Origin of the sequence: Pseudomonas sp. TE3-3-F2023, assembly GCF_036784815.1 — a bacterium.
Lineage (GTDB): Bacteria > Pseudomonadota > Gammaproteobacteria > Pseudomonadales > Pseudomonadaceae > Aquipseudomonas > Aquipseudomonas pudica.
Map to the genome: position 1 here is coordinate 5,423,278 of NZ_CP145113.1, position 25,357 is coordinate 5,448,634.

General features: G+C 61.4%; 25 protein-coding genes. 7 read left to right on the forward strand and 18 right to left on the reverse strand.

The annotated features are described in order from the left end of the window. Positions 1-50: 50 nt before the first annotated feature. From V3314_RS24830 to V3314_RS24895, 14 genes are all read right to left on the reverse strand, one after another. Complete coding sequence (locus tag V3314_RS24830) at positions 51-995, reverse strand: tetratricopeptide repeat protein (protein WP_338459757.1); 945 nt, start codon at positions 993-995, stop codon at positions 51-53. 1 nt (position 996) lies between these two features. After that, positions 997-1,965, reverse strand: a complete 969-nt coding sequence (locus V3314_RS24835; protein ID WP_338459758.1) for a type II secretion system F family protein — start codon at positions 1,963-1,965, stop codon at positions 997-999. Positions 1,966-1,991: 26 nt separating this feature from the next. Next, positions 1,992-2,978: a type II secretion system F family protein gene (locus V3314_RS24840; RefSeq protein ID WP_046614806.1), complete on the reverse strand. Its 987-nt coding sequence runs from the start codon at positions 2,976-2,978 to the stop codon at positions 1,992-1,994. Next, positions 2,975-4,417 (reverse strand): CpaF family protein, encoded by a 1,443-nt coding sequence (locus V3314_RS24845; protein ID WP_046614807.1) that lies wholly within the window; start codon positions 4,415-4,417, stop codon positions 2,975-2,977. Before V3314_RS24845 ends, V3314_RS24840 begins: the two co-directional genes overlap by 4 nt. A 3-nt stretch (positions 4,418-4,420) precedes the next feature. Beyond that, positions 4,421-5,638, reverse strand: coding sequence for an AAA family ATPase (locus V3314_RS24850; RefSeq protein WP_046614808.1), 1,218 nt, complete (start codon positions 5,636-5,638; stop codon positions 4,421-4,423). Continuing rightward, entirely contained in the window at positions 5,632-6,135 is a 504-nt protein-coding gene (locus V3314_RS24855) for a TadE family protein (RefSeq protein ID WP_046614809.1), read from the reverse strand. Before V3314_RS24855 ends, V3314_RS24850 begins: the two co-directional genes overlap by 7 nt. After that, positions 6,135-6,605, reverse strand: coding sequence for a TadE/TadG family type IV pilus assembly protein (locus V3314_RS24860; RefSeq protein ID WP_046614810.1), 471 nt, complete (start codon positions 6,603-6,605; stop codon positions 6,135-6,137). The genes V3314_RS24855 and V3314_RS24860 overlap by 1 nt, the downstream gene beginning before the upstream one ends. A gap of 9 nt (positions 6,606-6,614) precedes the next feature. Next, positions 6,615-7,937: a TadE/TadG family type IV pilus assembly protein gene (locus tag V3314_RS24865; RefSeq protein ID WP_338459759.1), complete on the reverse strand. Its 1,323-nt coding sequence runs from the start codon at positions 7,935-7,937 to the stop codon at positions 6,615-6,617. Between the two features lie 35 nt (positions 7,938-7,972). Continuing rightward, the gene (locus V3314_RS24870; protein WP_046614812.1) at positions 7,973-8,254 is read right to left on the reverse strand and encodes a hypothetical protein; all 282 of its coding nucleotides are present in this window, start codon (positions 8,252-8,254) and stop codon (positions 7,973-7,975) included. A gap of 15 nt (positions 8,255-8,269) precedes the next feature. Further along, positions 8,270-9,757: a type II and III secretion system protein family protein gene (locus tag V3314_RS24875; RefSeq protein ID WP_052970515.1), complete on the reverse strand. Its 1,488-nt coding sequence runs from the start codon at positions 9,755-9,757 to the stop codon at positions 8,270-8,272. An 87-nt stretch (positions 9,758-9,844) separates the two neighbouring features. Beyond that, entirely contained in the window at positions 9,845-10,657 is an 813-nt protein-coding gene (cpaB, locus tag V3314_RS24880; protein WP_338459760.1) for a Flp pilus assembly protein CpaB, read from the reverse strand. Between the two features lie 12 nt (positions 10,658-10,669). Next, on the reverse strand, positions 10,670-12,004 hold the full coding sequence (locus V3314_RS24885; RefSeq protein WP_046614814.1) for an ATPase AAA: 1,335 nt from the start codon (positions 12,002-12,004) through the stop codon (positions 10,670-10,672). Positions 12,005-12,019: 15 nt separating this feature from the next. Next, positions 12,020-12,538 (reverse strand): prepilin peptidase, encoded by a 519-nt coding sequence (locus V3314_RS24890; RefSeq protein ID WP_153670527.1) that lies wholly within the window; start codon positions 12,536-12,538, stop codon positions 12,020-12,022. A gap of 24 nt (positions 12,539-12,562) precedes the next feature. Continuing rightward, on the reverse strand, positions 12,563-12,742 hold the full coding sequence (locus V3314_RS24895) for a Flp family type IVb pilin (protein ID WP_046614816.1): 180 nt from the start codon (positions 12,740-12,742) through the stop codon (positions 12,563-12,565). Positions 12,743-13,189: 447 nt separating this feature from the next. Here V3314_RS24895 and V3314_RS24900 point away from each other — a divergent pair, with 447 nt between their 5' ends. Next, complete coding sequence (locus tag V3314_RS24900; RefSeq protein ID WP_338459762.1) at positions 13,190-14,068, forward strand: DNA-binding response regulator; 879 nt, start codon at positions 13,190-13,192, stop codon at positions 14,066-14,068. A 4-nt stretch (positions 14,069-14,072) separates the two neighbouring features. On the opposite strand, the gene V3314_RS24905 is transcribed toward V3314_RS24900, so the two are convergent. Both V3314_RS24905 and V3314_RS24910 read right to left on the reverse strand, forming a co-directional pair. Beyond that, positions 14,073-15,296: an SAM-dependent methyltransferase gene (locus V3314_RS24905; protein ID WP_046614818.1), complete on the reverse strand. Its 1,224-nt coding sequence runs from the start codon at positions 15,294-15,296 to the stop codon at positions 14,073-14,075. Between the two features lie 202 nt (positions 15,297-15,498). Next, entirely contained in the window at positions 15,499-16,116 is a 618-nt protein-coding gene (locus V3314_RS24910; protein ID WP_338459763.1) for a TPM domain-containing protein, read from the reverse strand. Positions 16,117-16,302: 186 nt separating this feature from the next. Here V3314_RS24910 and bglX point away from each other — a divergent pair, with 186 nt between their 5' ends. From bglX to V3314_RS24930, 4 genes are all read left to right on the forward strand, one after another. After that, positions 16,303-18,594: a beta-glucosidase BglX gene (gene bglX, locus V3314_RS24915; RefSeq protein WP_085602289.1), complete on the forward strand. Its 2,292-nt coding sequence runs from the start codon at positions 16,303-16,305 to the stop codon at positions 18,592-18,594. A 110-nt stretch (positions 18,595-18,704) separates the two neighbouring features. Next, the gene (locus V3314_RS24920; RefSeq protein ID WP_046614821.1) at positions 18,705-20,462 is read left to right on the forward strand and encodes an ATP-binding protein; all 1,758 of its coding nucleotides are present in this window, start codon (positions 18,705-18,707) and stop codon (positions 20,460-20,462) included. Further along, complete coding sequence (locus V3314_RS24925; protein ID WP_046614822.1) at positions 20,456-21,790, forward strand: sigma-54 dependent transcriptional regulator; 1,335 nt, start codon at positions 20,456-20,458, stop codon at positions 21,788-21,790. The genes V3314_RS24920 and V3314_RS24925 overlap by 7 nt, the downstream gene beginning before the upstream one ends. A gap of 278 nt (positions 21,791-22,068) precedes the next feature. Continuing rightward, positions 22,069-23,388 carry an MFS transporter gene (locus V3314_RS24930; protein WP_003258436.1) on the forward strand — a complete coding sequence of 440 codons (1,320 nt, stop codon included), beginning with the start codon at positions 22,069-22,071 and terminating at the stop codon, positions 23,386-23,388. On the opposite strand, the gene V3314_RS24935 is transcribed toward V3314_RS24930, so the two are convergent. Beyond that, positions 23,337-23,711, reverse strand: a complete 375-nt coding sequence (locus tag V3314_RS24935) for a hypothetical protein (protein WP_152666422.1) — start codon at positions 23,709-23,711, stop codon at positions 23,337-23,339. The two genes, V3314_RS24930 and V3314_RS24935, sit on opposite strands and share 52 nt — an antisense overlap. Before the next feature lie 296 nt (positions 23,712-24,007). On the opposite strand from V3314_RS24935, the gene V3314_RS24940 reads away from it, so the two are divergent. Continuing rightward, positions 24,008-24,334, forward strand: coding sequence for a hypothetical protein (locus tag V3314_RS24940; protein WP_046614823.1), 327 nt, complete (start codon positions 24,008-24,010; stop codon positions 24,332-24,334). A gap of 118 nt (positions 24,335-24,452) precedes the next feature. After that, a complete protein-coding gene (locus tag V3314_RS24945; RefSeq protein ID WP_046614824.1) occupies positions 24,453-25,058 on the forward strand; it encodes a flavin reductase family protein in 606 nt (201 codons plus the stop codon). Here V3314_RS24945 and V3314_RS24950 read toward each other — a convergent pair whose 3' ends face one another. Next, positions 25,059-25,355, reverse strand: coding sequence for a hypothetical protein (locus V3314_RS24950; protein ID WP_046614825.1), 297 nt, complete (start codon positions 25,353-25,355; stop codon positions 25,059-25,061). It abuts the gene before it with no gap. Between the last annotated feature and the right edge of the window lie 2 nt (positions 25,356-25,357).

Genomic DNA, 25,357 nt, shown 5'->3' on the forward strand with positions numbered 1-25,357 from the left:
GGCTCGGGCATCGCTACCTCGCCGCCCAGCTGGCGGATTTGCCGAATCTGCTAGACCCTGTTCAGGTTTTCCCAGGCGACGGGATAGTGCCCCGGCGACAGCTCGATCGCGCTGCGGAAGAACTGCTCAGCCACATCCAGCTTGCCTTCCACCAGACAGACATAGCCGACATCATTGCTGGCCTCTGCGCGCTTTTCGACCTGTTCGAAGGCGGACACCGCCTCCTCATAGCGCCCCATGCGCGCCAGCAGCAGCCCATAGTTGCGCCAAAGCGGTTTGTAGGTGCCGTCGTAGCTCACACCACGCTTGTACCGGAGCTCGGCATCGGCCCATTGCCCGGCCATGTAGTAGGAATACCCCAGGCTGTTCTGCACCAACGCCGAACGTGGATCGATGAGCTCGGCCAGGCGGTAGTACGTCTGCGCCTCGGCGAAGTTGTCGGCCAGATCCGCGAGCACCCCCAGCCCGTTGTAGGCCTTGAGCGGTGACTTGCTGTCGACCCTGAGCGCAGCCGCCCCTGTCTGGGTGTTGGCCGGCTCCTTGGTGAAGCGCTGCTGATCCACGGCAACTGCCTTCAACAGCATCGCCTTGGCTTGCTCATGTTTACGCATGGACAAATTCAGCAGGCCCATTTCGGTCAGGGCATCGGGGTTTTCTGGTGCCTTTCCCAGCACCTCGGTGAAGGCCATCTCGGCCAGCTGGTTATTGCCGCGTTCGCGGTGGATACGGCCAACCCAGACCAGCGCATCATAACGTTCGGGCGCCAGCTCAAGGACGCGCAGGTACTGGTACAGCGCCTGGTCCAGGTCACCAGCCTGGTAAGCCATCGCAGCCATCTGCATCGCCTGGTCAGGCGAGTTGCTCTGCGACTGCACCTGGTAGAGCACCGAATTGCCACCGGAGTAGACAGAACGCACCCCATTAAAGTCCGACCCCGTACTCTGGCAACCCGAGAGCACGGCGATCATGGTCAACAGCAAGCTGATCCTGTTCATGTCATGGATTCCCGAACGTTTTAAGTATCCCGATGATCACCGGGCCGATGGCTACCAGAAAGAAGCTTGGCCACAGACAGAAAATTAGCGGAAAAACCAGCTTTGTTCCGATCTTCGCGCCCATTTCCTCGGCGGCCTGCATGCGCCGGTCACGAAACTCCTCGGCATAGATGCGCAAGGTAGCCGCTACGCTGGTACCGAAGCGGATACTCTGGGCCAACAGGCTGACCAGACCCTGGATGTCTTCCAGGCCGGTGCGATCTGCCAGTTGCCGGAGCGCTTCGGTACTGGAAATACCGGCGCGGATCTGCGCATTGACCAAGGCCAGTTCCTCGGCCAGCTCGGCCTGGCTGACCGCCATTTCTTCGGCCACCCGCTCGATGGCCTGGGGCAACGCCAGACCCGACTCCACGCAAACCACCATCAGGTCCAGGGCATCGGGGAAGGCTGCCCGTAATCGACCCTGCCGAGCATTTTTACGCTTGTCGACATAGATTGCCGGCAGAAGCCATCCGACGGCCGCTCCCATGGCCACCACTCCCACGCCCATCATCAGAGAAAGGTTCGGAACCAGTGGCAGTACCAACAGCGAGACGCCTACCAGCAGCAACGGCAACAGCAAACGCACTGCCCAATACACCTGTACCGCCGACGCCGAACCATAACGCGCGTGGGTCAACAGGGTTCGAGTGGCCGACACCTGTCCATCCGTAGACGGGGTAACGCGCCGACCAACCCGCTCCAGTAGAAGCTGAAGGTTTCCTGGCGCCTCCCGCCCGGCCGCAGCGCTGGAGTGATCACGCTTGATCAGTGCAAGACGACGTTGCAGTGGGCTCTGCAGCCCCTGCACCAGTAGCGTTACGGTGATAACGGCAATGACCGTGCTTACCCCGATCGCACCGACGATCAGCAGGCGTGCCAATGCCTCGTTGTCCGTCATTCCACTCAACAAACCGAGCACATAGTCCATGACCGACGCCCCCATGCGAGAACTGCCTAAATCTGGATACGGATGATCTTACGAATCCAGAAAATCCCCACCAACATGGAGCCAAAAGCCCCCATGACCAACGTTTGCCCAGTGGGGTCCTTGATCAGCAAGGTCAGATAATCCGGGCTCGTGATAATGAGCGCTACCGCCAGCAGGAAGGGTATGGCTATCAACACCCAAGCCGACATACGCCCTTCGGCCGACATTGTCTTGATCTTGCGCTGAAAGCGGAAACGCCCGCGTATCAAACTGCTCAGCCGCTCAAGTACTTCCGTCAGGTTGCCGCCGGTCTCACGATGAATGAGGATTGAGGTGACCAGCATCATCACTGTCATGCTTGGTATCCGCTCCAGCAGGCCGAGCATGGCCCGGCGCACATCATTACCGTAGTTGATATCGGCGAAGGTCAGGCCGAACTCATGCGCCACCGGCCCCTTGTGTTCATCTGCCACCAGGCGCAGGGTTTCATTGAAAGGGTGCCCGGCGCGCAACGCCCGGCACATGGCTTCCAGCGCATCCGGCAGGCCCTCTTCGAACTTGGCGAAACGCTTGCCACGGTCACGGGTAATTTTTAGCAGCGGCAGCCAGAACGCCATGAACGCTGCCGCCAGCGCCAGCCACCAGTAAGGAAAGAATATCCAGGCCAGCATCCCGGCAGCTGCTGCCAGCGCCACTCCCAGCAGCATTACCCTATAGGCCCGATATTCATGCCCGGCCTGCTCGATCATTTGCGTCAGCGTCGCCATGAAGGGCAACTGCTCGAGCCGCGCCTCCAGCGGCGACAAGCGTGTCAGGTACTTCTGCCGCAGCACGGTCTGCATGTTCGGCAAATGGCTTGCCCGCTCCAGGAGCACGAGTCGACTGCGGATACGCTTGCGTACCTTGCCCGCCTCGCCGAACACCGGCACCACCAAACCTTGGCTGAGGAGAAATACGGCGACGAATACCATGCCAAGAAATATCAGGATGTATTCAACGGGTATCTGGCTCATGGCTGGCGAGCCTCCATCCATTCAGGCCTGAACATCGTCAGCGGCAACTCGATCCCGCGCTTGGCCAAAGAATCGCGAAACGCCGGGACCATGCCACTTGGCCGGAAGTCACCAAGCACCTGGCCCTGCTCGCCCACACCATTGCGGACAAAAGAGAAGATCTCGGTCATGGTGATGATTTCGCCCTCCATGCCGTTGATCTCCTGCACACTGACCAACCGCCGCTTGCCGTCTTCCTGGCGCTCCAGCTGGATCACCACATCGATGGCCGATGCGATCTGCTGGCGCATGGCCTTGATCGGGAATGTAGCGCCAGACATCAAGACCATGTTCTCGACCCGGCCCAATGCATCGCGCGCGGTGTTGGCGTGGATGGTAGTCAGTGAGCCATCGTGCCCGGTGTTCATCGCCGTCAGCATGTCCAGCGCCTCGGCACCACGCACCTCACCGATCACGATACGGTCTGGGCGCATCCGCAGGCTGTTGCGCACCAGCTCACGCTGGCCAACCTCCCCCCGCCCCTCGATGTTCGCCGGCCGTGTTTCCAGTCGCACCACATGCGGTTGCTGCAGTTGCAGCTCGGCCGAGTCTTCGATGGTGACGATGCGCTCGTTATGCGGAATGAAACTGGACAGCACATTGAGCATGGTGGTCTTGCCGCAGCCGGTGCCGCCAGAGATCAACACGTTCAGCCGGCCTCGCACGATCGCCTTGAGCAGCAACGCGATGGCTGGGGTCATGGCACCGGCCTGGATCAGGCTGTCGACATTGAGCAGGTCCACCGCAAAGCGGCGTATCGAGATACTTGGCCCGTCGATGGCCAGCGGCGGGATGATCGCATTGACCCGCGAACCGTCCTTGAGGCGTGCATCGACCAACGGCGAAGACTCGTCGATACGCCGGCCCAGGCTGGAGACGATGCGGTCGATGATGTTCAGCAGGTGCTGATCGTCGCGAAAACGCACATCGGTGCGCTGCAACTTGCCAAACCGTTCGACGTACACCGAGTCATGGCCGTTGACCAGGATATCGGACACCGTGTGATCGGCCAGCAGCGGCTCCAGCGGGCCAAGGCCAAGCACTTCGTCGGTGATCTGCTTGATGATCAACTGGCGGCTGGCAGAGCTCACCGGTGCCGAATGCTCATCGAGCAGACGCTGGCAGATATCGCGGATCTGCCGCACGGCCTCGGCCTGCTCGAGCGAATCGAGCAAGGACAGGTCCATGACCTTGAGCAGTTGCTGATAGATTTTTTCCCGCCACTCGGCTTCCACCGAGGTGACCTGGCTTTTCGTTTCAAACAGAACATCCGGTGCCGAATGTTCCCACGCCATCAGCGCCTCTGCCGGGTCCTTAGCGCCGCCGCCCTGCTTCGACGGCGTCGATGCCTCGGGGGTGACTGCCTGTTTGCGCAAACGGTTACGGAAATCGCTAAGCATGGTTCACCCCCGAAAAACACGCTTGAAGGCGCGTTTGAACAGTCCCGTGTCAGTATCCACCTGCTTGCCAACCAATTCCTCGGCCAGCCCACGCAGCGCCTGGGTGATCGGGGAGCGAGGTGCTTGCAGGCCTAATGGCACACCCGTGTTCTGGCTCTGGTTGATGACGCTGAAGTCATTCGGCAGTTTCACGATATTGGTGCAGCGCAGCGCCTCGCCGATGTCCTTGAGGCTGACCGGCGCCGCCTTGTCGTAGCGGTTGACCACCACCTCCAGCTGATTGCCGCGTACGCCCAGGTCATCGCGCAGAATGCGCGCCAGGGAACTGGCATCGCGCAGGTGGTTGACGCTCTGCTGCACCACCACGTACACCCGGTCGGCCTGCTCCAGCACCGAAGCGGTGATGTGATCGATCTGCCGTGGCAAGTCCGCGACCACCCAGTCATAGTTGGAACGGGCCAACTGAAGCAACGCATCGAGTTGTTCGGCCTGGACATCCTGCGGCAGGCACAGCTCGTTGGCGCGGCTGCCAAGCACATGCAAGGACGGGCTGAAATGGCTGCAGAACCCGCGCAGTGCAACACCATCCATTTCTTTTATCTGCTGCAACACATCCAATTGGCTGTGCGACTGCGCCACATCCAGATGATGCGACACGCTGCCAAACTGCAGGTCCAGGTCAAGCAGCAGAGCATTGCCCTTGAGGCTGAGCTGGTGCGCCAGGTTGCAAGCCAGCACAGTGCCGCCGGAGCCTCCCTTGGCATTCATCACCGCGACCAGTTTGCCTGTTGCCGTGCTGTTGGTCTGGGTCTCCAGGACCATACGGTTCAAGGCAGCGATAAGCTCCGTGGCAACGATGGGCTCCGGCAGAAAATCGCGCGCACCGGCCTGCATCGCCAGGCGCATGCCTTCCCGATCGTCCAGCAGGCCACACACCAACAGCGGCGGGCGCTCATGGGCCGGGCGTTGCAACAAAGCCGCCAGTTCCTCACGCCACAGCTGGCCGACGCGCAGCAGCAGGAAATCGGGCATCCGGTCCAGCCCGTACAGCGGGTCGCAATGCCCGTTGCTCACCTGGCGAACATTTACCTCCAGGCCGGAGATGCGCTGACAGATTTCTTGCAACTGACGCAAGGCCAAGGCGTCCGAGCTGCTGATCAACAGACGCATCCCGGGCTTGATGGAGGTAGCGGCTACGGAAGATTCCCTAAGATTCAGCATGGCGTGATCTCCGGTACAACATCCGCCTCGGTATGCCGCCCGAGGCTCTCGCGAGGTAAGGTCGCCTTGAATACTGGCAAGGTAATGGGTACCCCAAAACCTGGAATAAACAGGCTGAATTGAAAGTTCTGCAGCGTCAGTTGCACATAACGGACAGCCGCAAACCCGCTGGCACTGACCAGATCACCGGGGTTGGCGACCTGTGCACCGTTCTTGTCCAGGTAGCGCAGGGTCAGGTCCGACGTGTCCAGGTCGGCCAGCAGGCTGCTGGCGCCACTGTCGCCCGCAGTGTTGAATATCGCCCTGCGTAGCACCACCGGATCGCTGATATTGCATACCGCTGCCAGGCGTGCGCCACGCCGAACGGACTCATTCAACACATTCACGGTGTAGTACAGCCGGCCTATTTCCAGCACCCCGAACAACAGCGTGAACATCAACGCACTGACGATGGCGAACTCCACCACATAAACGCCCTGCATGCCTCTGCGCTTCATCACAGTGCCCTCATCACGGTGGTGGCGACCAACGGGAAGTTCAGTGCCGTGCCGTTGCCGATGAACGCCGGAATACCGCTGGCTATCAGCGGGGAAAACACTGAGCTGATGGTCACCTGCACGTGGTCGTTGGTGCCCGCCACCTTGGCTACCTGCACAGTGACGTTGGCCGGCATGCCGGTCAGGCTGCAGGGCGGCGCGGAAGGTGCACCGTACACCGCGACTTTCTTGGCCATGCACTCGAGATCGGCGCTCACCTCAACCTTGCCCAATGTCGAGTTCCAGGCCTGGCTGGCAACGAAGCGCGCAGCATCACGGCTACCCTGCAGCAGGCTGTTGTACTGGTAAAGCATGCGGCCAAATTCGCCGAAGGCCAGCAAGGTCAGGAGCAACAGCGGCAGGGTGATGGTGAACTCGACAATTGCCACCCCTTGCTGACGCTGCGCACGCTTGAGCCGATAAAGTTCCATGACACGCTCCTAGGAGTCGGTGCTCGGTGTGCCACTGCCACTGATAAAGGTCTTGTACAACTGGATGATCTGCGGGCCGGAATCGTCTTGCGGCGTAGGCCCGGGCACGCCGTCACCCTCGCATTGCTTGACGAACTGGCCGAAGATCTGCGAATCCCCACCAGAGTTGGCGGCAGGCTGCACGACATAGAAGCAACCGAAACCGATCACCGGTATCGACGAAGTCCCCGAGTTCTTGCCCGAGCAGTCGCCCACCACGATCTTCAGCATCCGCCGCTCGAAAACCCCGTTCGACTGGCACCCCGTGCCTGCGCCTGCGACGCATGCGGCTGTCTGCGCGGCATAGTCGTTGTAGTCGAATAGCGGCGTACCGCCTGCAGAAAGGTTGCCATTGCTCGAAGTGACAACCTTGCCCTGATGCTCTACTTGGTGAGGGGTGGTTTTGTCGTTGTACTTCATTTCGGGGTTGCTGTAGTTCGTCACCAGGTCGGGCGGATAGTCCGAACTACTAAGTGACCCGGAGTACTGGCCGAAGCGAGTGTTCAAGCCTTTGACCGATGGGCCAACCGTGTTGCCAGGCTTGGTGGCGACGTTGTCACCGACATTGCGGCAAACCGAACCGCCGCCAGCCATCAGCTCGCCAATGGTCTTGCCACCGGAGCCAAAATCGAGCAGTTGGAAATTGCCAGGGCCAATCGGATCGCTGTTCTTGGAAGCTGATTTCAAGACTTCCAGATCACCGAAGCGATACCCCCAGAACATGCCGGCATCGGGGTTGTATTGAGCCGGGTTGCCACACACCAGCAGCGGCGCAAGATCACATGGGCTGGTCGGGCTCGGTCCGGCAGTGGCAATCGCCGTCACTTGCTTGGCTCCCACGGCACCTTCACCGAGTGACTGGGCGAAATTCCAGAAAAAACCAGCCAGTGAATAGTTCGCTACCGAAACCCGAACATAGGTGGCATTGGCAGGCCCTGGGAAGGAGAAAGGCCCATAAACGTTGTCCGCCAGCTCCACCATCGCAAACCCGCCAGGGTTGCCGCCGATTGCCGTTGCCAACTCCTGGTTGCCCAAAGCACTGGCATTTTCTTGAAGGGTAGAGAGCGCGGCATCACGTGCTGTACTGGCTGCATTGCCAGCTCCCATTACCTGGCTCAGGGTTTTTGCGCCACTGAGGGCGGCGGCATCCACGGCATTCTGCAGTCGGGTCTTGTTCAACAACATGTGACCGCCATCGAGCACCAACGCGGCCATCATCAGTATCGCCAACAGGGCGATCACGATGATGACAGTTACTGCCCCCCGCTGTTGGCATGGCGGCGCGGTGAACATCCGTTGGGCTCGAGGAGTCATGCTCACGCCCTCAATCAGCGAGTTGAATCAGTGACTTGGATCTGTATCGGCTGACCGACCTGCTGCGCATCGCCAGTCACCCCCCTGTAACCATTGATCACCTTCTCCAGCAACGGCCCATCGGCGCCAGCAGCAGGCAGTTCCGTACCTGGGTTGGCAGCCACCTGCTTGTCGGCAATCTGCTGGTAGGTAGTCTGGTAGACGCTGTAGCCCAGCGGGCCAACGCGCCCTTCGTCATACGACATGCAACCGGACAACCCCGACAGCAGCGCGCAACACACGATCATGGTTTTCATGCTGGTTCTCTCCGATCACTTCAGATCATGGCCAAAGTTGCCACCGCTGACGCCGAGGCTGACGGGCACCGAGCGCCCGGGCTCACTGCTCTTGGTCTTGCCAAGCAGGTAGAAGTCCAGGTCGCTGGGTTCGACAAATTTCTCGGTGGGCAGGCGCACCGCCTTGGCATCCACAGGCTTGGCAAGGTGCGGCGTCACCAGGATCACCAGTTCGGTTTCACCGTTGATGAACGACTGGCTGCGGAACAAGTGTCCGAGTATCGGCAGGTCCCCCAGCCCGGGGAATCGGCTGACGAAATCGCGGGTGTTTTCACTGATCAGCCCCGCGATGGCGATGGTCTGGCCATTTCCCAGTTCGACCGTGGACTCGGCGCTGCGCTTGGTCAGCGACGGAATGACCTGGGTAACACCATCACCCAGAATACTGTTCAGGCCAGTGTCGAGTACCAACGAGTTGACGTTCGAAAGCTCGCTCACCGAGACATTCAGGTTGAGGTTGATACGCCCGGAGTCGAGCACCACCGGCAGGAACTTCACGCCGACACCGAATTCCTTGTATTCGATGGTGATGCCATCATCCTCGGTGATCGGGATCGGGAACTCGCCACCGGAAATGAACTCCGCCTGCTGGCCGGTCAGGGTGGTAAGAGTGGGCTCGGCCAGCACTTTGGCCGAACCATTGTCCTTGGACGCTTCCAGCACCACATTGAACAGGAAATCGTCGGACAGGAACTGGGCGAACAAACCTTTGCCGCCACCAATCAGCGAACCTGGCGAAAGGATCGACCCACCGCCTGGAGTCAGGCCCAGCCCTTGACCATTATTGAACCCGCCACCGCTCCAATTGCCGGATGAGCCAAGTGCATTGAAGCGCACGTTGAGGTTCTTGATCAGGCTGCGCTGCATCTCGGCCACTTTCACTTCCAACATCACCTGCTGGCTGCCACCGACGCTGAGCAGGTTGATCACCTCCAGCGACTGGGCCGGTGCCGCTTCAGCGGCTTCACCCTTGCCTTGCACCACGCTCGAGGTTTGCGCGGCATAGGTCTTGGCGACCTTCATCGCCGTGTCCATGGCAGCGGCGCTGCGCACCTGGCCACGCAGTACCAGCGCGCCCTGGGCGCTGAACACTTCGATGTTCTCCTCGGGCAGCAACTGGTGCAGTTTGGTCTTGAGCCCGGTGAGGTCATGCACGACCTCCACATCCAGGGTGTCGATCAAGCGGTTGTTGCTGTCCCACAGCAGCACGTTGGTCGTGCCCAGGGAACGGCCGAGCAGGTAGAGCTGGGTCGGGCTGGTGATCAGGATATCGGCGATATCCGGGTTGCCGACCGAGATTTTCCTCACCGGCGTACGAGCGCTGATCGTACGCGACTTGTAGATGGGTACCTGGATCATATTGGTGTTGGCCGCCGGCATGGCGCTGTATCCCGATCCAGGTTCTGCAGCCTGCGTCACACCGACGAACAGCAGCTGCGTACCCAGCCCGCACAACAGGTACATCCCTAATCTCTGCAAAGTATTCATGCACAACTCCTTGCGAGGTGTTCTTGTTCCTGCCGAAAGTTAGCCATTCGGACGCCAGCCGCCTTAAAACCTTGCTTTCGCTACTTCAACTTCAGTCCCGCGGATGATGGTGACCGAGCCACCATCACTACTACGATTTACCACCGGTCTCGGTTGGGGTTTGAATGCTGGCGTTGCAGCCTTCACCGGCTCGACAGAGGCTACGGCTGGCGCCTGCTTCCGAGCGTCCAGCGGATTGCGCAGGGCCAACTGCAACTTCCCTTCGGATTGCGCCCTGACCAGCACCTCGGCCTCTTTGGCCGACATTTCCAGGGTCACGGCACGTACCACCACCGGCTGGGTCTTGTCCGTCCCCGCTGTCTGGTCCACGGCCAATACCCGGAGGTCCTGGAGGATGGTTCTGGACTCAGCGTCATTACTACCGCCATTGCTTTGCTTGGTAGCCAGAACATCGACCCGGTTACCCGGCAACAGGAACCCGCCCACCCCGACCACGTCATCCACACGCACCGAAATGGCGCGCTTGTCTGGAGCAATCAGCGAAGCCAGGGTACTGCCACCCAGGTGCTCGGCCAGGCGAGCGCTACGCAGCACATCGCCGCGCAACAGTGCAAAAGTGGCAATCTTGCCAACCACCTTTTCATTGCTGTCAAAGGCATCGTCAGGTACCGCATCCTTGGGCATGCGCACGATGGCGACTTGTTGCGCCTCGATCATCTGCCCGAACGGGATCTCCACCGTGGCGACCACCACGTTCTTCATGTTGTCATCCGGGGCGGCGTTGAGCCGTCCATTGAGCCAGTTGTTGGCCATCAAGGCGGCGCCAAGCCCCAGGGACAGGGAAACGGCAACCAGGATCAGCGTACGGGCACTCATGTCTGCATCTCCTCATCCAAGGAAGTCGATCTGCACGAAGTAGCTTTGCCAGGCCCATTTCAGTTCCTGCTCCGACAACGGCCCCTCGCCTCCCAGATAACGCTGGCGGTCAAGTGCCATGTTCAGCAGGTCGCGAGGGTGGCAGGGCACAAGCGGCACGCCTTCGGCCTCGTACAGCGCCTGTAGCGCGTAACGCAACAACAGCGGGTCATAAACCAGGCCCAGGCGCTCGCATTCCTGGCGCCAGATACGTTCGTACTCATCGACCTTCAGGTAGCTGAACTGCAGCTTGTAGCCGATACGTCGCAAGAAGGCTTCGTCGGCCAACTCCAGCGGGTTGAGGTTGGTGGAGAACACCAGCACCAGATCGAACGGCAGCTCGCAATGGCGCCCACCACCCAGGTTGAGGAAGTCGCGCTTCTCTTCCATCGGCACGATCCAGCGGTTGAGCAGTTCGGCCGGGGCCATGCGCTGGCGGCCCATGTCGTCGATGATGAACAGGCCATTACTGGCCTTGAGTTGCAAGGAGGCCTGGTACTGACGGGTACTGGGATCGAAGCGGACATCCAGTTGCTCCATGCCCAGTTCGCCGCCAGTGATCACTACGGGGCGCTTGCAGCGCACCAGCCGCCGGTCGATGCCTTCGTTGAGCAACAGGCTGGTAGATTGGCTTTCTTCCTCCAGGCACTGATGCACCTGAGGGTCGTACACCTCGATGACCGACTCGTTGATCTCGATGGCATGAGGTACCCAGATAGCTTCGGCGAACAGGCGGATCAGGCGACTGCTGATGTAGGTCTTGCCGGTGCCTGCAGGGCCATAAATCATGATGGCGCGTCCGGAGTTCAGCGCTACGCCCAGCTGGTCGAGCATACTTTCCGACAGCACCACGCCCGCAAAGGCCTTGTGCATGTCCTGCGTATTGACGCGGCCATGGTGGATGGTTTGCAGCTTGAGCAGCTCACGGTAGGCACTTACCGGGAATGGTGCCGCGCCGATATAGCCGCTGCGCGCCAGTGCATCGCGGGCAGTGCCACGGCCGCGCTCAGTCAGGCCGTAGCGCAATGCCTGCCCCCCCGTTTGCACACCGACCTGTCCCAGTACTTCGACGCGGCCATCCTTGCGCAAAAAGGCCAGCACTTCTTCCACCACCGCACCGGTCAGCGCCAGGCGCTCGACCAAGCGCGACAGGTCCAGCGTACCGGCGTCGTGCAAGTGTTTGCACAGCAAATCACCGAGAAAGCTTTCCGCCAGGCCAGTCTCGCGAACTGAGCGTGGCTGAGGTGCCAGTCTCTGCACTGCGTCCTTGTCGCAGGCGTCGGCACCACTGTCTCTGAGTGCGTACATTATTAGCCTCCCAGGCTATAGGCCTAGCGGTAGCCCGATCAGGCTAACAAGGGTTCCAGAAAGGATTGCGACCGAATAAGGGAATGGCTTGGCTGCAACTTCATCCGATGCTGGTGCCAAATACGCCCCTGACCTCAACATCAACCAGTAGCGTTGTAACGTCTGTTGCAACTGGCCACGGACGAGCACTATCAGGATCCCGAACATGCCACCGGCTATCAGGCTGAAAAGTGCAGCCGAAAGTACGTCGTACGGTGTAAGAAAAGCGCCGACCATGGCCATCAACTTGACGTCCCCGGCGGCCATTCCCCCCAACGCATACATCGGTAGAAATATGGCGAACCCGATAAGCATACTCAGCACGCCATACCCCAATCCGGCGAGTGCTGCGGAGTAGACCTGGCCCGCCAACCCCAGCCCCAACCCCAACAGGATCAGGACGTTAGGGATGCGGTGGTGTCGAAGATCGCCCACCACCGCGATGCCTAGCAGCCCTAGCAGCACGACAATGGCGAACAGAGACTCTGCTGACATTGCTGCATCCCCCCGTAGGGCTTATTAGTTGACTGCGTTCACCAAGGCGGTGATTTTGGTAACTACTGCAGCACCCAATGAATCGAAAGCAGCAACTACAGCCAGCGTTATCAGTCCCCCCGCCACGGCATATTCCACAATGGTCAGCCCGTCTTCGTCTTTGACGAACTTCATCACAGAAGCCTTGATTGTTTGCAGGTTCATTTCGCTCACCTCGCTAAGGACATTATTTTTATTGCCAGGCAGTGGTGTTTTGCACTACCTGTTGCGAATCCTAGTCAGAGGGTGACAGCGGTGGTTAGGAGATTTTTGCGAATCGCTAGGACTTTTTTGCGGCCATTGGCCATCATCAAAAGGCGGCCACTGCCATCAGGAAAACAGGCAGGAAACCCGAATATGAGAACCACCTTCGTACGCATTTGCAGGCGGTCGGAAAAAGTTCCTGGTACTTTTGTTCAAAGCCGACAGGCGGTCATCAAGCTCACAGGCCAGACCAGGTGCGGAACGTGTCTAACATCAAGATCTTACGACAGACTTAGATCGCTCTAATCGAAAAAGATATAAGGTAATAACCAAATCGCTCAGCGACTTGATAGTGTTTTGACAATACTGCTGCTCGTAAGGAAACTCCCAGCACAAGGTTAAGTCACGATGTCTAACCCGGGCACAAAGCCGCTGCTGTTGTGGTTCGATCTGACACGCGATCATTCCACCGAAGCGTTGATGGCGCAGTTCAGTCATGTCTGCGATTGCAAACTGGCGAAGGCAGTCGCGCCTTCCGAACGCCAGCAGGCAGACATGATCTGCATGCATTTCGATCGCCCCGACACCCTCAACCTCAACCTTCTGCTGGAAGTGAAACGCAACTCACCTTCCATCCCGGTCACCATGTTCACAGTGCAACACTCCGAAGAACTGGCCGTCTGGGCCATGCGTTCGCGGGTCTGGGAGTATCTGGTACTGCCGCTGACAAGCGGTGAGAAAAGCCGCTACATCGATGTCCTCAAGCAGCTTTGCGACATACGCCGCGCCAGCAAGAGCTCTGGCCATGCGCAGCGCATCGACCACCTTCCCTCCCTGCCGGACAGCATTCGCCTGACCGGCGAACACCACAAACACCAAGCGCTCAGCAAGGTCATGCCGTATATCGACCAGCACTTTCGCGAATGCATCGATCAAAAAGACCTCGCACAGCGCTGCGGCATGACCACGGCCCGCTTCAGCCGCCTGTTCAAGGAAGTCAACGGTGTGGGTTTTCTGGATTACATCCTGAGCAAGCGCATGAACCTGGCCATGGACCTGCTCGTCAACAGCCAGATGCCGATTACCAGCATCGGCTATGAGGCCGGCTTCAAGGACCCGTCCTACTTCGCCCGTGCCTTCAAGCAGGTCAGCAATTGCACACCCAGCGAATACCGCCAGGCCCGCCAGCTCGGGGCGTCGGCCGGCGAAACCGAGCCCCTGAAAGGTACGAATGCGCCACTTATGGATAACGTGTTACCAAGTGCGGCGCTTCACAAGAGCCGCTGAGGAATCACACGTCAGGCAGCAACCCATCCGCCCGCAACAGCGTCTCCAGGCAATGCTCCTGCACTCCGTAAAAAGCCTTGAGCTGCCCGATCTTCTCCAGCAACGCGCCGTTGTTCCCTGCCTGGCGCCGCTTCACCGCAAGAATCATCTTGTTCTTGTTGGTGTGCTCCAGCGAGATGAACTCGAACACCTTGGTCTCGTACCCGCAGGCTTCCAGGTACAGCGCGCGCAGGCTGTCGGTCAGCATCTCGGCCTGCTGGCCCAGGTGCAGGCCGTACTGCAGCATCGGTTGCAACAACCCCGGGCTGTGCAGTTGCGGGCGGATCTGCTTGTGGCAGCACGGCGAGCACATGATGATTGCGGCGTTGCAGCGGATGCCGGTGTGGATGGCGTAGTCGGTGGCGATGTCGCAGGCATGCAGGGCAATCATGACTTCGATGGCCTCAGGCACCACGCTACGCACGTCACCACACTGGAACTCCAGGCCCGGGTGCTCAAGGCGCAAGGCGGCAGCGTTGCACAGGTCGACCATGTCCTGGCGCAGCTCTACGCCGGTTACCTGAGCTTCGCGGCCCAGGCTGTTGCGCAGGTAGTCGTGCATGGCAAAGGTCAGGTAGCCCTTGCCAGAGCCGAAGTCGGCCACCCGCAGCGCCTGCTCCACCGGCACCGGGGCGTTGGCCAGGGCGTGGTCGAAAACTTCGATGAACTTGTTGATCTGCTTCCACTTGCGCGACATTGACGGGATCAGAGCGCCTTGTGCGTCAGTCACGCCGAGGTCACGTAGGAACGGCCGTGACAGCTCCAGGTAGCGCTTCTTCTCGCGGTCATGGCCACTGCTGCTGGCAGCTTCGCGCGGTGCCTGTGCGCCGTGGCGCTGGAGCATGGGCTTGCCCTTCTTGCTGAAGGTCAGCTGCACTTCACCGTCTGCGTCGAACAGGTGCGCGTTGCGGAAGCTTTCCGGCAGCAATTCGGCGACCAGCGCCTGAGCCTGGTCCAGCGCCAGGTTGCGGGTGATATCGCGGGTCTGGTGGCGGTAGACAAGCGACAGGCACGGCTGGCCCTTGACCTGCAGCGGCTTGGCAATGATCCGTTGCAACGTCTGGTCGGCACCGACATGGCGCGCCAATACCAGTTTGACCAGGGTATTGCCATGCAGGGCGGCATTCAGCAGGTCGAGAAACTGGGTGCGCGCATCCGGCGCGGATGGGGCAGAAGAACTGGCGGACATGGAAAAACGGTGCCTCGGATAGCGGGGAGCGCTTGGCGCAATGCACGCATTCTACAGGGTGCTCAACTTCCTGTGGGAGATCGCCCAGTCCTTTGGGCTGCGCTGTCGCGTAGGGAACTGCATTCGCAAGCGGTCCGCGTACCCTGTGGGAGCGGCTTTAGCCGCGAAGAATCCAACGCGGTGCAAGGCACCGGACGCCGACTCAATCGAGAATCACCAACCGGTTGGGCAACTCGTTACGTGCATGGGTAGGCGGCACATGTTCGCTGAGCAGTTCGCCGCACGCCTCGATGCACTCGACAAACCCCTGCAAGGTGCGGCCCTGGCGTACCTGTTCGGCAAGGCGGGCGACGATGGCCGCGCGGGCGGTGGCATCCAGATGGCGCTCGATACCGCGGTCGACAAGGATCTCCACATGCCGCTCTGCCTCGCTGACGAAGATCAATACACCCGTGGCACCAGCAGTGCGCTGCAGGTTCTGTTCGCGAAACTGCTGGCGGGCCAGGCGCGAAGCACGCCAGCGGCGCAGGGCCCGGGGGATTAGCCAGCCGGCCAGGCGTGGGCTGCGCAGCAGCAGGCACAAGCCGACGAACAGCAGCACATTGGCCACCAGCAAGCCACGCACTCCGGGCCAACCCAGCTGCCAGTGCAACAGGGCCGGCACGGCCAGCGCCAGCACAGCGGCCCAGAACAACGGCCAATACGCGTAGTCATCGGCCCGGCGGGCCAGCACCGTCACCAGTTCGGCATCGGTACGCCGTTCGGCACGGGCAATGGCTTCGGCGATCTGGCGCTGATGGTATTCATCGAGGGGAGTCATGCCGTCGGTCTCTTGAGCGTTCTTATAGTTGTTGTCCCGGCATTCGGGGCTTCGTCCGCAGGCGACATATTCAGGCATAATCCGCCGCTGGAAGAAATGCCTGCAAATCGTACAACAATAGCCGCCTGAAAACTTCGGCCGCGCGCGTATCACCGTGGATACGGCAGAGGCCCCACAACGGAATTGATGATGAAACTGTCTTTGCTGGGCCTGGCCATGGGCCTTGCCAGTCAGGCGGCCCTCGCCGCCCCCTCCGCCCCGCCCCTGCAGGACAAGCAGGCGTTCATCGACCATCTGGTCAGCCAGATGACCGAAGCCGAGAAGATCGGCCAGTTGCGCCTGATCAGCATCGGCCCGGAAATGCCCCGCGACAAGATCCGCGAGGAAATCGCCGCCGGCCGCATCGGTGGCACCTTCAACTCGCGTACCGCGCCCGAGAACCGGCCGATGCAGGACGCGGCCATGCGCAGCCGCCTGAAGATCCCGATGTTCTTTGCCTACGATACCGTCCACGGCGAACGCACCATTTTCCCGATCGGCCTGGGCATGGCCGCGACCTGGGACATGGACGCCATCGCCAAGGTCGGCCGCACCGCCGCCATCGAAGCCGCGGCTGATGCCCTGGACATGACCTTCGCGCCGATGGTCGACATCGCCCGCGACCCGCGCTGGGGTCGTACCAGTGAAGGCTTTGGCGAAGACACCTACCTGACCTCGAAGATCGGCCAGGTGATGGTCCGTTCGTTCCAGGGCAGCAGCCCGGCCAACCCCGACAGCATCATGGCCATCGTCAAGCACTTCGCCCTGTATGGCGCAGTGGAAGGCGGGCGCGACTACAACACGGTCGATATGAGCCTGCCGAAAATGTACAACGACTACCTGCCGCCCTACCGCGCCGCGCTCGACGCTGGTGCCGGCGGGGTGATGGTGGCGTTGAACTCGATCAACGGCGTGCCGGCCACCTCCAATACCTGGCTGATGAATGACCTGCTGCGCAAGGAGTGGGGCTTCAAGGGCGTGACCATCAGCGACCACGGCGCCATCCAGGAGCTGATCCGCCATGGCGTCGCCCGCGATGGCCGCGAAGCCGCCAAACTGGCGATCAAGGCCGGCATCGACATGAGCATGAACGACACCCTGTACGGCGAGGAGCTGCCCGGCCTGCTGAAGTCCGGCGAAGTGACCCAGGGCGAGTTGGACCAGGCGGTGCGCGAAGTACTGGGTGCCAAGTACGACATGGGCCTGTTCAAGGACCCGTACGTGCGCATCGGCAAGGCCGAGACCGACCTGAAGGACTACTACGGCAACGACCGCCTGCACCGCGAAGCCGCGCGTGATGTGGCGCGCCGCAGCCTGGTGCTGCTGGAAAACCGCAACCAGACCCTGCCGCTGAAAAAGGCCGGCACCATCGCCCTGGTCGGCCCGCTGGCCGATGCGCCGATCGACATGATGGGCAGCTGGGCAGCCGACGGCAAACCAGTGCACTCGGTGACCGTGCGCGAAGGCTTGCGCCGCGCCGTGGAGGGCAAGGCCAAGCTGGTCTACGCCAAAGGTTCCAACGTCACCGGCGACAAGGCGATGTTCGATTACCTGAACTTCCTCAACTTCGATGCCCCGGAAATCGTCGACGACCCGCGCCCGCCAGCGGTGCTGATCGACGAGGCGGTGAAGGCGGCGAAGCAGTCCGATGTGGTGGTGGCAGTGGTCGGTGAATCCCGCGGCATGTCCCACGAGTCGTCGAGCCGTACCACCTTGGAAATCCCGGCCAGCCAGCGGGAGCTGATCAAGGCCCTGAAGGCGACCGGCAAGCCGCTGGTCCTGGTGCTGATGAACGGCCGCCCACTGTCGATTGCCTGGGAACGCGAACAGGCCGACGCCATTCTGGAAACCTGGTTCGCCGGTACCGAGGGCGGCAACGCGATTGCCGACGTGCTGTTCGGCGATTACAACCCGTCCGGCAAGCTGGCCATCACCTTCCCGCGTTCGGTGGGGCAGATCCCGATGTACTACAACCACACCCGTATTGGCCGGCCCTTCACGCCGGGCAAGCCGGGCAACTACACCTCGCAGTACTTCGAGGAGCCCAATGGCCCGCTGTACCCGTTCGGCTATGGCCTGAGCTACAGCAGCTTCGAGCTGTCGGGGCTGAAGCTGTCGAACAAGGACCTCAAGCGTGGCGACACGCTGGAAGCCAAGGTGACGGTGAAGAACACCGGCAAGGTGGCAGGCGAGACCGTGGTGCAGCTGTACCTGCAGGATGTATCGGCATCGATGAGCCGCCCGGTGAAGGAACTGAGGAACTTCCAGAAGCTGATGCTCAAGCCTGGCGAATCGCGCACGTTGAGCTTCCGCATCAGCGAAGAAGACCTGAAGTTCTACAATGGCCAACTGCAGCGGGTTGCCGAGCCAGGGGAATTCAATGTACAGGTCGGGCTGGATTCCCAGGCGGTGCAGCAGCAGAGCTTTGAACTGCTGTAACTGACAGGTTTTGCCTGTACCGGCCTCTTCGCGGGTAAACCCGATACCTGTGGAGCGGGTTCACCCGCGAAGAGGCCGGCCCTGATATCTCATTCATCCGGATCCGCCCCATGCCCTTTTCCGTTCGCGCCCTGCGTCTGGGGCTGATCACCCTGCTTATCGTGCTGGGCACCGCCCTCAGCGCCAGCTGGGCCATGCACCAGGCCAAGCGCCAGGCCATGGAAGCCGACGCCCAGCGTGCCAGTCAGCAGTTGGGCCTGTACGCCAATGCCCTGCACACGCTGATCGACCGCTACCGCGCCCTGCCCGCCGTGCTGGCGCTGGACCCGGAACTGATCGCCGCCCTGCGCGGCCCGGTCAGCGAACCGGTGCAGGACGCCCTGAACCGCAAGCTCGAACGCATCAATGGCGCCGCCAATTCCTCCACCCTCGAACTGCTCGACCGCACCGGCCTGGCCATCGCCGCCAGCAACTGGCGGTTGCCCAGCAGCTACGTGGGCTCCAACTATGGTTTTCGCCCCTACTTCAAGCAGACCCGCAGCCAGGGCAGTGGTCGCTTCTACGCCGTGGGCGTGACCAGCGGCGTGCCCGGCTACTTCCTCGCCAGCGCGGTGAACGACGAGCATGGCCGCTTCCTCGGCGCCATGGTGGTGAAACTGGAGTTTCCCGAACTGGAACGCGAGTGGCGTCAGGGCAGCGACATCCTGCTGGTCAGCGATGCCCGCGGCATCACCTTCATCGCCAACCAGGACGGCTGGCGCTACCGCGAACTGCAGCCGCTCAGTGGCGCCGACCGTGCCGAACTGGCCGAAACCCGTCAGTACGACAAGCAACCGCTGGTGCCGTTGCAGCACCAGGTGCTGACCCGCTTTGCCGCCAATAGCACCCTCAGCCGCGTGCAAGGCCCGGAGGGCAGCGCCGAATACCTGTGGGAAAGCCTGCCGCTGGAAGGTGAAAGCTGGACCTTGCATCTGCTGCGCAAGCCGCAGGTAGCCGCCGACGGTCGCAATGCCGCCCTCGGCGCCGCCGCCGTATGGCTGAGCCTGGTGTTCGCTGCGCTGTTCGTCAGCCAGCGCCTGCGCCTGGCCCGCCTGCGCCAGCGCAGCCGGGAGGAGCTCAAGCGCCAGGTCGAGGAGCGCACCCGTGAGCTGCGCACCGCCCAGGAGGGGCTGGTGCAATCGGCCAAGCTGGCCGCGCTGGGGCAGATGTCGGCAGCCATGGCCCATGAAATCAACCAGCCGCTGACCACTCAGCGCATGCAGCTGGAAACCTTGCGCCTGCTGCTCGACCATGGCCGAATTGACGAAGCACGCCAGGCACTGGAGCCGCTGGAACAGATGCTCACGCGCATGGCTGCGCTCACCAGCCACCTGAAAACCTTTGCCCGCAACAGCCCGGTCGGCCTGCGCGAGCGCCTCGACCTGGCCACCGTGGTCGACCAGGCCCTGCACCTGCTGGAAGCACGCATTCGCAGCGAAGAAGTGGAAATAGCCCTGTACCTGGCGCGCCCGGCCTGGGTACGCGGCGATGCCATTCGCCTGGAGCAGGTGCTGATCAACCTGCTGCGCAATGCCCTCGACGCCATGGCCGACAAACGCTACAAACGCCTGGAGATCCGCATCGAGCCCGACGGCGAGCTGTGGCGCCTGAGTGTGCTGGATTCGGGTGGCGGCATTGCCGAGGACGACCTGGCCAAGGTCTTCGACCCGTTCTTCACCACCAAGCCGGTGGGCGAAGGCCTGGGGCTGGGCCTGGCCATTTCCTACGGCATCGTCCACGAGGCCGGCGGCCAGCTGCAGGCCGAAAACCTGCCTGGCGGCGCGCGCTTCAGCCTTACCCTGCCCCGTGACCTGGAGCCTGTATGTTGAATTCAGTGATCGTCGTCGATGATGAAGCCAGTATCCGCACCGCAGTCGAGCAGTGGCTGAGCCTGTCCGGCTTCAGCGTGCAACTGTTCGCCCGCGCCGAAGAATGCCTGGCACACCTGCCACGGCACTTTCCCGGGGTAATCATCAGCGATGTACGCATGCCGGGCATGGATGGCCTGCAGTTGCTCGAACGCCTGCAGGCGGACGACCCCGACTTGCCGGTGATCCTGCTGACCGGCCACGGCGATGTGCCCATGGCAGTGGAAGCCATGCGCAGCGGGGCCTACGACTTCCTGGAAAAACCCTTTACCCCGCAGCACCTGCTGGGCAGCCTGCGCCGGGCCCTGGAAAAGCGCCAGCTGGTCCTGGAGAACCGCCGGCTGCACGAGCAGGCCGACCTCAAGTCACGCCTGGAAGGCACGTTGCTGGGCATGTCCCAGGGCCTGCAACAGCTGCGTCGGCAAGTGCTGGACCTGGCCAGCCTGCCGGTCAATGTGCTGATTCGCGGCGAAACCGGCAGTGGCAAGGAGCGCGTGGCCCGCTGCCTGCACGATTTTGGCCCGCGCGCCGGCAAGCCGTTCGTCGCCCTCAACTGTGCAGCCATCCCCGAGTCGCTGTTCGAGGCCGAGCTGTTCGGCCATGAAAGCGGCGCCTTTACCGGGGCCCAGGGCAAGCGCATCGGCAAGCTGGAGTACGCCAACGGTGGCACGGTGTTCCTCGATGAAATCGAAAGCATGCCACTGGCCCAACAGGCCAAGCTGCTGCGGGTGATCCAGGAACAGAAACTGGAGCGTCTGGGGGCCAACCAGAGCATCAGCGTCGACCTGCGCATCATTGCCGCGACCAAGCCCGACCTGCTCGAAGAGGCCCGTGCCGGGCGCTTCCGCGAAGACCTTGCCTATCGCCTGAACGTGGCGGAGCTGCGCCTGGCGCCATTGCGTGAACGGCGTGAGGACATTCCACTGCTGTTCGAGCACTTTGCCCGTGCCGCCGCCGAAAAGCTTGGCCGCGCAGCGCCACCACTGTCGGGCGCGCAACTGGCGCAGCTGCTGTCGCACGACTGGCCGGGCAACGTGCGTGAACTGGCCAATGCGGCGGAACGCCATGCGTTGGGGCTGGGCTCGCCCAACATAGAGGTGGCGCCTGCCGGGCAGTCGTTGAGCGAACAGATGGAAGCGTTCGAGGCGCAATGCCTGCGCGCGGCGCTGCGCCAGCACGGGGGCGCGATCAATGCGGTGATGGAAACGCTGCAGCTGCCACGGCGCACGCTGAACGAGAAGATGCAGCGGCATGGGTTGGTGCGCGAGGATTTTGTTGGGCGGGAATGAGCGGAAATCCGCTTATCGCGCCAGGCCACTAAGCAAATAACCGCTCATTAGCCGGATTCTTTTGGCGCTGCCTTGCAGGCTTTCGCGGGCACCCCGCCCCCACAGAGAAACGCGAAGAGTCAGACGTCACGCGGTCCCTGTGCGAGCGGGCGTGCCCGCGAAGGGGCGCGCAGCGCCCCCATTTGAAGCCCAATGCACCCATTTGGCACACCTTCTGCAATTGCCTTGGCAAGCTGCGCCACGGCGCGCTCCACAAAAACAACGAGAAGGTATCCCTGATGGATAATGCCACCTCCCTGCCAGCCGGGGCGTCCACCGCGCCTGCCACAGAAAAAACCACCGCCAGCCGCCTGAAGTCGATCTTCAGCGGGTCCATAGGCAACATGGTCGAATGGTACGACTGGTACGTCTACGCCGCATTCTCGCTGTACTTCGCCAAGGCCTTCTTCCCAGCTGGCGATTCCACCGCACAGTTGCTCAATACCGCCGCGATCTTCGCCGTGGGCTTCCTCATGCGCCCGATCGGTGGCTGGCTGATGGGCCTGTACGCCGACCGCAAAGGCCGCAAGGCCGCGTTGATGGCCTCCGTGCTGCTGATGTGTGCAGGCTCGCTGGTCATCGCCCTGACCCCGGGCTACGAAACCATCGGCGTCGCCGCACCAATCCTGCTGGTCATCGCACGCCTGATGCAGGGCCTGTCGGTGGGTGGCGAATACGGCACCTCGGCTACCTACCTGAGTGAAATGGCCAGCAAGGACCGCCGTGGCTTCTTCTCCAGCTTCCAGTACGTGACCCTGATCTCCGGCCAGCTCATCGCCCTGGCGGTACTGATCGTGCTGCAACAGACCCTGACCACCGAGCAGCTGTATGCCTGGGGCTGGCGCGTACCGTTCGTGATCGGTGCGCTGTGCGCCGTGGTGGCCCTCTACCTGCGTCGCGGCATGGAAGAAACCGCCTCCTTCACCAAGAAGGAAAAGGCCAAGGAAAGCCTGATGCGCACCCTGCTGCGCCACCCCAAGGAGCTGATGACCGTGGTCGGCCTGACCATGGGCGGCACCCTGGCCTTCTACACCTACACCACCTACATGCAGAAGTACCTGGTCAACACCGTGGGCATGAGCATCAGCGACTCGACCACCATCTCGGCCGCCACGCTGTTCCTGTTCATGTGCCTGCAGCCGGTGATCGGTGGCCTGTCCGACAAGATCGGTCGGCGCCCGATCCTGATCGCCTTCGGCGTGCTCGGCACCCTGTTCACCGTACCGATCCTCAGCACCCTGCACACCATCCAGACATGGTGGGGCGCGTTCTTCCTGATCATGGCGGCGCTGATCATCGTCAGCGGCTACACCTCGATCAACGCAGTGGTCAAAGCCGAGCTGTTCCCAACCGAAATCCGCGCCCTGGGCGTGGGCCTGCCGTACGCCCTGACCGTGTCGATCTTCGGCGGCACCGCCGAGTACGTGGCCCTGTGGTTCAAGAGCGCCGGCATGGAGAGCGGCTTCTACTGGTACGTCACCGCCTGCATCGCCTGCTCGCTGCTGGTTTACGCGACCATGAAGGACACCAAGCAGCACTCGCGGATTACCACCGAGTGATGCTGGCCTGGCAGTACTGAAAAGGGGCGCTCCAGTGCATGGGGCGCCCTTTTTTTGTGATACGCGGCAGCCTGTGAGCCGAGTGACGGCCTTATTCGGCTCATGGGACGGATCATGAATAGCCCCTTGTGGATCTGGCAGCAACCTGCCTGACCACGTTTCACCTGGCAAAACGAAGCCATCATCGACAGCAAATCACCCGCCGTTTCGCCATGGGTGGTAGCGCACATCTTCATGACCCAGAAGGCCAAGGTGTTTTGCGGAAGTTTGTTCATTGTGGTGCCGCTTCGATTTTGAGGTGCGGCGATGGTGCTGAGCAGCATTTGAAAAATCGGTTGGTGATGTATGAAAAATGCGTTCAGCAGCCCTCTGTGAAAGATTCTTCATCCTTAACGCCCCATTAATTCCACCCCCTCAAGCTGAAATGGCTGGCAGAACCTCGGCGTATGGGCAGGCACATCCTGGGCCAGAACCGCTGCCAGAGCCACAAGATCCACGCCAATCTATATCGAATTATTCGATTCTTAAGCACTATTATTTGCGCTTTTTAATCAAATTAATCGGCGTAGGATTAAACCCATAGAAACAAACAACCTCAAGTAACCCTGGAGCAACGACCATGAAAAACAAACTGATCCTCACCCTGGCCCTCTCGATTTTCGCTGCTGGTGCCTTCGCCGAAGATGGCTTCAACCGTACTAACGCGCACACCTTCGCAGCGACCCAGAGCCAATCAGCTGCCTACGCTGAAGATGGCTTCGACCGCACTGGCGGCCAACGTTTCGCTGAAGACGGCTTCGACCGCACCGGCGGCCAACGTTTCGCTGAAGACGGCTTCGACCGCACTGGCGGCCAACGTTTTGCTGAAGACGGCTTCGACCGCACTGGCGGCCAGCGCTTCGCCGAAGACGGCTTCGACCGCACCAACGCCCACCGCATCAGCTGAGCCCTGATGCGAGCACCCAGCCCGGCTTCGGCCGGGCTTGATCATTTGCAGGCGGGCACAGGCTTGGCACACTAGGCGCCTTGTCCACCAGGAGGTAGGGCCTTCAAGCCCAGCACAGATGTATTACTACGAACCCGCCAAAGGCCACGGCCTGCCCCACGACCCGTTCAACGCCATCGTCGGCCCCCGCCCTATCGGCTGGATCTCCTCACAGGACCGCGAAGGCCGCCTGAACCTGGCTCCCTACAGCTTCTTCAACGCCTTCAACTACATCCCGCCGATCATCGGTTTCTGCAGCGTCGGGCGCAAAGACAGCCTGAACAACATCGAGCAGACCGGCGAGTTCGTCTGGAACCTTGCCACCCGCTCGTTGGCCGAGCAGATGAACCAGAGCTGCGCACCGGTTGCCGCCGAGATAAACGAATTTGAATTGAGCGGCCTCACCGCCAAGCCGTCGAGCATCGTCAATGTGCCGCGTGTCGGCGAAACCCCGGTAGCCTTCGAGTGCAAGGTCAGCCAGATCGTCCAGCTCAAGCGGGCCGACCAGGAACTGGTGCCCAGCTGGCTGATCCTGGGTGAGGTGGTGGCGGTGCACATTGCCGAGCACCTGTTGAAGAACGGCATCTACGATACCGCTGCCGCCGAGCCGATCCTGCGTGGCGGTGGCCCGGCAGACTATTTCGAGCTGGGCAACCTGTTCAAGATGGCCCGCCCGCCGGCCTGATCACCAGATCAGCTCACCCTCTTCGCTGACGCCCTGCAGGCGTTGCAGCTCGGCCGTGGCCGCTTCGTCGGCAGCCACGGCACCCTTGAACACCTGGCCGTCGAGAATCTTGTGAAAGCGCGGCGCGCCGCCCATACCCAGGGCCTTGACCGCGATGGCCGCGGTGTAGCCACCACCTTCCACCGGGACCATCGCCGAAACCGCTTCGAAATGCTGGAATTCCCTACGTGCCATGTTGCTATCCGCTTCGTTGATCGGGGGCCGGCATTTTACCTTATTTGCCCGTACCGGCCTCATCG

Coding starts and splice junctions, on each gene's coding strand:
- V3314_RS24885 (WP_046614814.1), bottom strand. CDS start 12,004: ATGTACGCACTCAGAGACAGTGGTGCCGACGCCTGCGACAAGGACGCA.
- V3314_RS24865 (WP_338459759.1), bottom strand. CDS start 7,937: ATGTTCACCGCGCCGCCATGCCAACAGCGGGGGGCAGTAACTGTCATC.
- V3314_RS24855 (WP_046614809.1), bottom strand. CDS start 6,135: ATGAAGCGCAGAGGCATGCAGGGCGTTTATGTGGTGGAGTTCGCCATC.
- V3314_RS24870 (WP_046614812.1), bottom strand. CDS start 8,254: ATGAAAACCATGATCGTGTGTTGCGCGCTGCTGTCGGGGTTGTCCGGT.
- V3314_RS24905 (WP_046614818.1), bottom strand. CDS start 15,296: ATGTCCGCCAGTTCTTCTGCCCCATCCGCGCCGGATGCGCGCACCCAG.
- V3314_RS24920 (WP_046614821.1), top strand. CDS start 18,705: ATGCCCTTTTCCGTTCGCGCCCTGCGTCTGGGGCTGATCACCCTGCTT.
- V3314_RS24925 (WP_046614822.1), top strand. CDS start 20,456: ATGTTGAATTCAGTGATCGTCGTCGATGATGAAGCCAGTATCCGCACC.
- V3314_RS24935 (WP_152666422.1), bottom strand. CDS start 23,711: ATGCTGCTCAGCACCATCGCCGCACCTCAAAATCGAAGCGGCACCACA.
- V3314_RS24910 (WP_338459763.1), bottom strand. CDS start 16,116: ATGACTCCCCTCGATGAATACCATCAGCGCCAGATCGCCGAAGCCATT.
- V3314_RS24835 (WP_338459758.1), bottom strand. CDS start 1,965: ATGGACTATGTGCTCGGTTTGTTGAGTGGAATGACGGACAACGAGGCA.
- V3314_RS24830 (WP_338459757.1), bottom strand. CDS start 995: ATGAACAGGATCAGCTTGCTGTTGACCATGATCGCCGTGCTCTCGGGT.
- V3314_RS24930 (WP_003258436.1), top strand. CDS start 22,069: ATGGATAATGCCACCTCCCTGCCAGCCGGGGCGTCCACCGCGCCTGCC.
- V3314_RS24900 (WP_338459762.1), top strand. CDS start 13,190: ATGTCTAACCCGGGCACAAAGCCGCTGCTGTTGTGGTTCGATCTGACA.
- V3314_RS24940 (WP_046614823.1), top strand. CDS start 24,008: ATGAAAAACAAACTGATCCTCACCCTGGCCCTCTCGATTTTCGCTGCT.
- cpaB (WP_338459760.1), bottom strand. CDS start 10,657: ATGAGTGCCCGTACGCTGATCCTGGTTGCCGTTTCCCTGTCCCTGGGG.
- V3314_RS24850 (WP_046614808.1), bottom strand. CDS start 5,638: ATGCTGAATCTTAGGGAATCTTCCGTAGCCGCTACCTCCATCAAGCCC.
- V3314_RS24950 (WP_046614825.1), bottom strand. CDS start 25,355: ATGAGGCCGGTACGGGCAAATAAGGTAAAATGCCGGCCCCCGATCAAC.
- V3314_RS24945 (WP_046614824.1), top strand. CDS start 24,453: ATGTATTACTACGAACCCGCCAAAGGCCACGGCCTGCCCCACGACCCG.
- V3314_RS24890 (WP_153670527.1), bottom strand. CDS start 12,538: ATGTCAGCAGAGTCTCTGTTCGCCATTGTCGTGCTGCTAGGGCTGCTA.
- bglX (WP_085602289.1), top strand. CDS start 16,303: ATGATGAAACTGTCTTTGCTGGGCCTGGCCATGGGCCTTGCCAGTCAG.
- V3314_RS24860 (WP_046614810.1), bottom strand. CDS start 6,605: ATGGAACTTTATCGGCTCAAGCGTGCGCAGCGTCAGCAAGGGGTGGCA.
- V3314_RS24840 (WP_046614806.1), bottom strand. CDS start 2,978: ATGAGCCAGATACCCGTTGAATACATCCTGATATTTCTTGGCATGGTA.
- V3314_RS24875 (WP_052970515.1), bottom strand. CDS start 9,757: ATGTACCTGTTGTGCGGGCTGGGTACGCAGCTGCTGTTCGTCGGTGTG.
- V3314_RS24845 (WP_046614807.1), bottom strand. CDS start 4,417: ATGCTTAGCGATTTCCGTAACCGTTTGCGCAAACAGGCAGTCACCCCC.
- V3314_RS24895 (WP_046614816.1), bottom strand. CDS start 12,742: ATGAACCTGCAAACAATCAAGGCTTCTGTGATGAAGTTCGTCAAAGAC.